The organism is Methylosinus sp. R-45379, from assembly GCF_001644125.1.
Lineage (GTDB): Bacteria > Pseudomonadota > Alphaproteobacteria > Rhizobiales > Beijerinckiaceae > Methylosinus.
In genome coordinates this window covers 1-7,413 of the sequence record NZ_LUUM01000315.1, presented here as the reverse complement: position 1 = coordinate 7,413, position 7,413 = coordinate 1, and the positions used below count along the sequence as shown (strand labels likewise).

7 protein-coding genes and 1 pseudogene are annotated in these 7,413 nt (G+C 64.3%); 6 read left to right on the top strand and 2 right to left on the bottom strand.

The annotated features are described in order from the left end of the window. Positions 1–111: 111 nt before the first annotated feature. Positions 112–1,011, top strand: coding sequence for a hypothetical protein (locus tag A1351_RS23330; protein WP_024879353.1), 900 nt, complete (start codon positions 112–114; stop codon positions 1,009–1,011). A gap of 81 nt (positions 1,012–1,092) precedes the next feature. After that, the gene (locus tag A1351_RS23325) at positions 1,093–2,256 is read left to right on the top strand and encodes an LptF/LptG family permease (protein ID WP_024879352.1); all 1,164 of its coding nucleotides are present in this window, start codon (positions 1,093–1,095) and stop codon (positions 2,254–2,256) included. A 93-nt stretch (positions 2,257–2,349) separates the two neighbouring features. Here A1351_RS23325 and A1351_RS23320 read toward each other — a convergent pair whose 3' ends face one another. Both A1351_RS23320 and A1351_RS23315 read right to left on the bottom strand, forming a co-directional pair. Beyond that, positions 2,350–3,090 carry an ABC transporter ATP-binding protein gene (locus tag A1351_RS23320; protein ID WP_024879351.1) on the bottom strand — a complete coding sequence of 247 codons (741 nt, stop codon included), beginning with the start codon at positions 3,088–3,090 and terminating at the stop codon, positions 2,350–2,352. After that, complete coding sequence (locus tag A1351_RS23315; protein ID WP_198022791.1) at positions 3,080–3,877, bottom strand: ABC transporter permease; 798 nt, start codon at positions 3,875–3,877, stop codon at positions 3,080–3,082. The genes A1351_RS23320 and A1351_RS23315 overlap by 11 nt, the downstream gene beginning before the upstream one ends. Positions 3,878–4,088: 211 nt before the next feature. Between A1351_RS23315 and trxA the strand changes: the two genes are divergently transcribed. From trxA to A1351_RS23295, 4 genes and pseudogenes are all read left to right on the top strand, one after another. Beyond that, the gene (gene trxA / locus A1351_RS23310; protein WP_024879349.1) at positions 4,089–4,415 is read left to right on the top strand and encodes a thioredoxin; all 327 of its coding nucleotides are present in this window, start codon (positions 4,089–4,091) and stop codon (positions 4,413–4,415) included. 41 nt (positions 4,416–4,456) lie between these two features. Next, on the top strand, positions 4,457–5,176 hold the full coding sequence (gene modB, locus A1351_RS23305) for a molybdate ABC transporter permease subunit (RefSeq protein WP_064034064.1): 720 nt from the start codon (positions 4,457–4,459) through the stop codon (positions 5,174–5,176). Further along, on the top strand, positions 5,173–6,267 hold the full coding sequence (modC, locus tag A1351_RS23300; protein WP_026598099.1) for a molybdenum ABC transporter ATP-binding protein: 1,095 nt from the start codon (positions 5,173–5,175) through the stop codon (positions 6,265–6,267). The genes modB and modC overlap by 4 nt, the downstream gene beginning before the upstream one ends. Positions 6,268–6,727: 460 nt before the next feature. Next, positions 6,728–7,413: pseudogene (locus A1351_RS23295) on the top strand (hypothetical protein); the annotation flags it as partial.

Below are 7,413 nucleotides of genomic sequence, written 5' to 3'. Positions count from 1 at the left end.
CGGCGCTCGACCTCCCCCTCGAAGGGGGAGGTGGAAACGCCTCTTCCTGCGCGTCCCCGTATCGGCCCGCCCCGCTTGCCCTGCGGCGGCGTTTCCAAGTAGACGGGGTATATGAGCCTTCGACCCGCAAATCCAGATTTTTCCCTGCCACGCGCCGCCCCCGATCAGAGCGGGGCCGCGGCCGGCAAGCGTTATGGGATCGCCATCGTCGGCAATGACAAGATCATCGACTGGCTGCTCCCCTTCCTCGAGAGCTATGCGCAGACCAACGCGCATCTGCCGCTCTATCTCGTCCCCTATGACGAGAATGTCGCGCAGACGCGGCGCGCGGCGGACATATACGGCGCGCATTTCATCGAGGAGGTTCCCGAGGCGATCGACAGACTCGCCGCCGAGCTCTATCCCGGCCCGTTCAACGGCAATCGCCGCCGGCTGCGCAAGCTGCAGGCCCTCGCCCTGCCGCTCGACGAGGTCGCCTATGTCGATGTCGATGTGGTGCTCTATCGCGATTTCTCGCCCATTTTCGGCCGGCTCGAGGCCAAGAAGACGGAATTCATCGTCGCCTCGCCGAGCTTCGAATATGTCTATAACGAGAAGAAGGCCAATTACCCCTTCCTGCGCGACGCGCTGCTGTTCAACGACGGCTTTTGGGTCACGTCCAACCAATATTTGAAGCTCGACCATTTCATCGAGACGATGCGCGAGGACGCCAAGCTCTTCCACGAGGTGCGCAAGCGCGGGCAGCTCTTCGCCCAGCCTCTGGTGAATTTCGTGACGCATCGGCGCGGGCTCGCCATCACGCTTTTGCCGCATTGCGTCGAGCGCGCCTCGCATGAGAGCTTCTATCAGGCGCCCGGAATCACCTTTTCCGAGGGCAAGCCGCTCGATCCAGACGGCAAGGAAATCTACTTCTGCCATTGGGCTGGGGCGACCGCCCTCCCCTCGACGGGCGTTTTCGACGCCTCGTGGAAGGAGTTTTCCAAAGCCTCCTGGGCGAAATTTCGCAAATAGGCCGAATTCCGCTATGAGACTGCCGTGCGGCGGCGGCCCTCCCTCCGGGACGGGTCGATTTCGTCGCACGGAACAGGACACATGCCTCGCCTACTTTTCCTCTATCTCGCACGGCGCATCCTGTTCAGCACGCTCGTCGTCCAGCTCGCGCTCATCGTGCCGGTCGTGCTCTCCTATCTGCTCTACACGCTGACCCCGGCGGCGATTCGCGCCGGCCTGCTGGCCCCGGCGCTGGTCGGCACCATGCCGACAGTCGGCTTCATCACTCTGCCCATGGCCATAGGCGTCGCCACGGCGCTCGAATTCGCACGCATGTCCAATGAGGGCATGATCGCCGTGCTCTATGCGCTGCGGCTGTCCGTATGGTCCATCTGCCGGCCGGCGATCGTCTGCGCCGGCGCGCTGGTCGTCTTCGGCTATGGGCTCGCCAATCTCATGGCGCCCTATTACGCCAGCGGCTTGCAAGACGTCATCAATGTGGTGCGCAACTCGCTCAATCACCGCATGCTGGACGCGGCGCATTTCTACACTTTCGACAATGGCGTGAAGACTCTCTATCTCCAGCGCTGGGAGTCGCCGGACGTCGCCGTCAATCTCTTCGTGCGGCAGATTTCCATCGAGAAGCGCCAGGAGGAGACGATCACCGCGGCGCGTGCAGAGTTCCGCCGCCAGCCCTCCGGCGTCGTGGTGGCGCTGTCCAACGGCAGCATTCAAACCAAGCCCTTCGACACGGACGAGGTCCGCATCGCCAATTTCGACGAATATGCGATGGCGCTGCCGATGCAGGGTAGCGAATCGCTGCCGCCGCGCAATTGGCGCGGCGTCTATGAGCTGACTCTGCCGGAATTCATCGCCAATTGGCAAACCGCCAAGCTCGACCGCCGCCAGGCCGGCGAATGGATGGCGGAGGCGGCCAAGCGCTTCGGCGTGCCTTCGCTCGCCATCGCGCATACGCTGCTCGCCATGGCGCTGGTCTTGACCTTCGGCAGCGTCACCGGGCGACGCGGCGGCATGAGTTCGCTGGTCATCATCGCCATTCCGGCGACGCATATTTTCTTTCTGGTGGCGCTCGAATCGCTGCTGCGCGCCGATGCGCGCTTCGCCTTTCTTCTGGCGGGAGCGGCGGCGCTCGAGATCGGCGTGTCGATCCTGCTGATCTACCGGCGCAACAGAAACACCAGCCCGATGCGCAAGCTCTCGGCCTTCGAGACCATCGCCGCGGAGCCGCAGACCCTCGCGGCCTGACCAACCTTCGTCATCGCGAGGAGCGAAGCGACGCGGCGATCCAGGGGCCGCCCTCGACTCCTGGATTGCTTCGCTTCGCTTGCAATGACGACATCACGCGGCGGCGAGCACGACCTCGCGATAATGGGGAATGACGACATCCGGCGCGCCGGTCTCGCGCACCGCGCCCTCGTCGATCCAGATCACGCGGTCGCAGAGATCGCCGAGGAAGCGCAGATCGTGCGAGACCATCAAAATGGTCCCGGTCTTGGCGAAATCGGCGATGAAGGCCTCGCATTTGGCCTGGAACACCTCGTCGCCGACCGACAGCGCCTCATCGACGATGAGAATATCGGCGTCGGCGTTGGCGCAGATGGCGAAAGCGACGCGCGCCACCATGCCGCTGGAATAGAGCCGCATTGGCTGATCGAAGAAAGGCCCGATATCGGCGAATTCGGCGATGGCCGGCAGGCGCTTCTCCACCTCCTTGCGCTTGAGGCCGAGGATCGCGCCGCCGATCATGGCGTTCTCGCGTCCGGTGAGCAGGCCGTCGAAGCCCGAGCCCAGCGCCAGAATCGGCGCCACGCGGCCCTTCACCTCGAAGGAGCCGCGCGTCGGCCGCGTGATGCCGCAGAGAATTTGCAGCAGCGTCGTCTTGCCCGCGCCATTGCGGCCGATAATGCCGACCTTCTCGCCCTTGCCGACCTCGAAGCCTATGTCGTGGAGCACCCAATGCTCCTGATAGAACTTCTTCCACAGGCCGAACAGGATCTGCTTCAGCTGGTCGTTGCGGTGCAGATAGAGCTGGAACGCCTTGCCGACGCCGTCGCAGCGGATGATGGGTTCAGATGACATCGACGATGACCGATTTGTAGCGCATGAAGAACTGATAGCCGAACAGGAATATCCCGTAAGACACCAGCGACAGCGCGACATAAGCGATGGGATTGGGCAGCACGCCGTCGAGCGCCACGCCGCGCAGCATCTCTATATAGTCGCCGACGAGATTGAGGCGCAGCCAGATCGAGATATGCGAGGGCATCTGATCGAGCCGATAGAAGATCGGCGTCGCGAACATCAGCACCGGCACGACCGACACCATGATATGCGCCACATCGCGGGTGAAGGCGCCGAGCGCCATCAAAAACCACACCACGCCGAGCATGAAGCAGGCGAAGGGCAGAATCAGCAGCGGCGCGAAAAAAATCGTCATCGGCAATTCGCCGGCCGTCAGCAGGCGGAAGACCACATAGACGCCGAGGCTGATGCCGCCATAGACGAAGGCGCGAATCGTCGCCACCCAGGCGATGGTCTCGCTGGGAAAGATCGACTTCTTCACGAAGGTCACATGCTCGTGCAGCAGGCCCGGCCCGCGATAGGCGAGCTCGCTGAACAAATTGAAGACGATGAGCCCGATGAAGATGCCGGCCGCGTAATCGCTGGTGCTCATGCCCGCGGACAATTGCGGAACCGTTATAGAAAACAAAACGGTATAGGTGAGCAGCATGATCAGCGGGGCGAGCACGGCCCAGAGCGGCCCGAGCACGGAGCCGCGGAATCTGGAGGTGAGCTCCCGCCGCACCACGGCGCGGATGAGCTCCCTATGGTGCCAGGCCCGCTCAAAGGGAGCGACATAGGCGATGGGCGGTATCTGAGCGAGCGACAGGCCGAACCTCCTGGGATCGAATGCGGCGGCGCAGCCGCATAGACCAGCTCGGCGCCGCCTCTGTCAACGGTCCGGCGCCGGGCGGGCCGGATCGGCCGGGCGCCGCCCGGCCAGGGTCGACCTCGGCTTGACGCGGCGCCGCGCGGTTCCTACTCTTTCGGAAAAGTTTCAATTCGAAAGGAAAGCCATGTCTGCCGTGACCGTCAAAGTCTCCGATGCGAGCTTCGAAGCCGAGGTTCTGAAATCCGACCAGCCGGTCGTCGTGGATTTCTGGGCCGAATGGTGCGGCCCCTGCCGCACCATTGCGCCGGCGCTCGAGGAGATCGCCACCGAGCTCAAGGACAAGCTCAAGATCGTCAAGCTCAACGTCGACGAGAATCCCAATGTCGCCGGCATGCTGGGCATTCGCTCCATCCCGACTCTCATCATCTTCAAGGACGGCAAGGCCGCCTCGCAGAAGGTGGGCGCCGCGCCCAAGGGCGAATTGCTGCGCTGGATCAACGGCGCTATATAAGCGCTCGACGTAGCGGGAGTGAAGGCGTAAATCCTCAGAGCATGAACCTCTCGGATTTTGCGCCTTCCCTCCAGTTCTCCCCGCAGGAGCTGACGGCGATCGTCCTCAGCCTGAAGGTCGCGGGGACGGCCACGGCGTTCTCCCTGCCGCTCGCAGTCTTCGTCGCCTATGCTCTGGCGCGCTGGCGCTTTCCCGGCCATGCGGCGCTGAACGCCTTCATTCATCTGCCGCTGGTCATGCCGCCGGTCGTCACCGGCTTCGCCCTGCTGCTGCTGCTCGGCCGCAAGACGCCGCTCGGCCACTTTCTCGCGGAATATTTCGGCATTGTCTTCGCCTTTCGCTGGACCGGCGCGGCGCTGGCCGCCGCCGTGATGAGCTTTCCGCTGATGATCCGCCCGATTCGTCTCTCCTTCGAGAGCATCGACGAGCGGCTGGCGCTCGCCTCACGCTCGCTGGGCGCAGATCCGCTGTGGACCTTCTTCCTGGTGACGCTGCCTCTAGCGGCGCCCGGCGTCATCGTCGGCTCGATTCTCGGCTTCGCCAAGGCGCTCGGCGAGTTCGGCGCCACCATCACCTTCGTCTCCAATATTCCCGGCGAGACGCAGACGATTCCCTCCGCCATCTACAGCTTCACCCAGACGCCGGACGGCGACGCCGACGCGCTGCGGCTCGCCGCCGTATCGGCGACGATCGCCGTGGCCGCCCTCGTCGTCTCGGAGATTTTGCAAAAGCGCGCCGATGCGACGCGAGCCGGCAAATGATCGGCGTCGATATAAAATTGCGCCGGGGCGATTTCACTCTCGCCGCCGCCTTCACCTCCAAGGCCCGCATCCTCGCGCTGCATGGGCCGTCCGGCTCCGGCAAGACGACGCTCGCCCATCTCGTCGCCGGCCTCGCGGCGCCGGACGAGGGCCATATCGTCGTCAATGGCGCGCTTCTCGTCGATACGGCGCAGCGTCTCTTCGTGCCGCCGGAGAAGCGCCGAATCGGCCTCGTGTTTCAGGATGCGCTGCTGTTTCCGCATTTCGACGTAAAGACGAATATTCTGTTCGGCCGCTTCTTCACGCCCAAGGCGGAGCGCCGCGTGCCATTCGAGGCCGTGGTCGAGACGCTCGGCGTCGCGCATCTGCTGCGCCGCCGCGCCGGCGCGCTCTCGGGCGGCGAGCGGCAGCGCGTCGGCCTCGCCCGCGCCCTGCTCTGCTCGCCGCGCCTATTGGTGATGGACGAGCCCATGGCCTCGCTCGACTATGACCGGCGCCAGGAGATCATGACGCTGATCGAGCGGCTGCGCGACGAATTCTCGATTCCGATCCTGCTCGTGTCTCACGCGGCCGACGAGATATTGCGCCTCGCCGACGAGGTGATCTCGCTCGAGCGCGGCGGCATTGTCGCGCAGGGCCTGCCCTCGGAGACGCTCGCCGCCGCGAGCCGATATACGGAAGGCGGCCGCTTCTCGGTGGTCAGCGCGCTGGTGGCGCATGTCGGCGCCTTTGACGCGCGTTATGGCGTGACGCGGCTCGCGCATCCCTCGGGCGAGATCGTCGTCGCGGCGCATATCGTCAACGGCGACCGGAAGGTGCGCGCGCTCATCAACGCCACCGATGTGGCGCTCGCCTACCGCAAGCCGGAGAACACCAGCATACGCACCGTGCTTCTCGGCCGCATCGTCGCGATCGACGAGGACGCGAGTCCGCTCGCCTTCGTGCGGCTCGAGCTCGAAGGCGGCGATCGGCTCATCTCGGCGACGACGCGGCTATCGGTCGCCGAGATGAATCTGAGCGTCGGCGCGCAAGTCTATGCGCTGGTGAAATCGGTGGCGCTGGACGAGAGAGAACTCCGCGCAAACGCGTGAGCCCGCCGCTGCGCGAGCATGGCGACGCCGCTTCGCGGACGGCTCCCTCGGACACGAATCCTCGAACCGAAATCATAGGAATTCGTTAGCTCTTTCATTTAGATGTTTATTAAGACCTCCATGCGATCTTCAAAACCGCGAAGCCTCCGATAAGGGATCGCTTCGTATTCGCGCCGAACAGGACAGATGATCTGTCCGCCGCCGGCCCGGCCAGGAACTCGCGAGCCCATTCCGGCTCGCAGGACTCCGCTGGAGGCACGGCCAAGCGCGACGGTGTTCTCCAAAAACCTTCGTGACCAAGGCACAGCCGCCGGCCCCTCGCGCCGGAGCGATCGCTCGCGCGTCCTCGCTGCGTCCTACGCTCACGCCCGATGCGGACCGAGCGCGCTCGGGCCGAGAACCGTCACGCCGTCAAACTTTCGTTTCTTCGTAAACAGCTTCATTGGAAGCGGAGCGCCCGATGACCTCGATCTTCACCTCTCTCACCGCCACTCAGGTTGCCGGGCTCACCACGACGATCATATCCAATCTGACGACAACGGACATAGCGGCGCTCAGCACCACGCAGGCGGCGGCGCTCAAATCGACGCAGCTCAACGCGCTCAACTCGACCGATCTCCAATCTTTCGCGCAGACGCAGATCGCAGCGCTCTCGGCCAACGCCATCGCCGGCCTCTCGCTCGCGCAGATCGGCAATTTGACGACGACGCAAGCCGACGAATTCACCGCCACTCAGGTCGCGGCGCTCACCTCCTCGCAGATCGGCGCGCTCACCTCGACCGAGCTGGAGGGATGGGACGCCACACAGATCGGCGCGCTCACCTCCACGCAAATCGGCAAGCTCACCACCACGGCGATCAGCAATCTTTCGACGACGCAGATTACTTCGCTGAGCCAGACGCAGGTGCGCGGCCTCACCACCTCGCAGCTCAATGCGCTGAGCACCGACGATCTCATCGCGGTCAATCTCGCCAATCTGACCACCTCCCAGATCGCCGGACTCGACGGCGCCGCGGCCGGCAATCTCTCCACCACTCAGGCGGAAGGCCTCAGCGCCTCGCAGATCGGCGCCCTGTCGGCGACGGCTTTCGCCGGCCTCTCATCGACGGAAGTCCAGGCCTGGAGCACCACGCAGCTCGCCGGCCT

Coding starts and splice junctions, on each gene's coding strand:
- A1351_RS23330 (WP_024879353.1), top strand. CDS start 112: ATGAGCCTTCGACCCGCAAATCCAGATTTTTCCCTGCCACGCGCCGCC.
- A1351_RS23325 (WP_024879352.1), top strand. CDS start 1,093: ATGCCTCGCCTACTTTTCCTCTATCTCGCACGGCGCATCCTGTTCAGC.
- A1351_RS23320 (WP_024879351.1), bottom strand. CDS start 3,090: ATGTCATCTGAACCCATCATCCGCTGCGACGGCGTCGGCAAGGCGTTC.
- trxA (WP_024879349.1), top strand. CDS start 4,089: ATGTCTGCCGTGACCGTCAAAGTCTCCGATGCGAGCTTCGAAGCCGAG.
- modB (WP_064034064.1), top strand. CDS start 4,457: ATGAACCTCTCGGATTTTGCGCCTTCCCTCCAGTTCTCCCCGCAGGAG.
- modC (WP_026598099.1), top strand. CDS start 5,173: ATGATCGGCGTCGATATAAAATTGCGCCGGGGCGATTTCACTCTCGCC.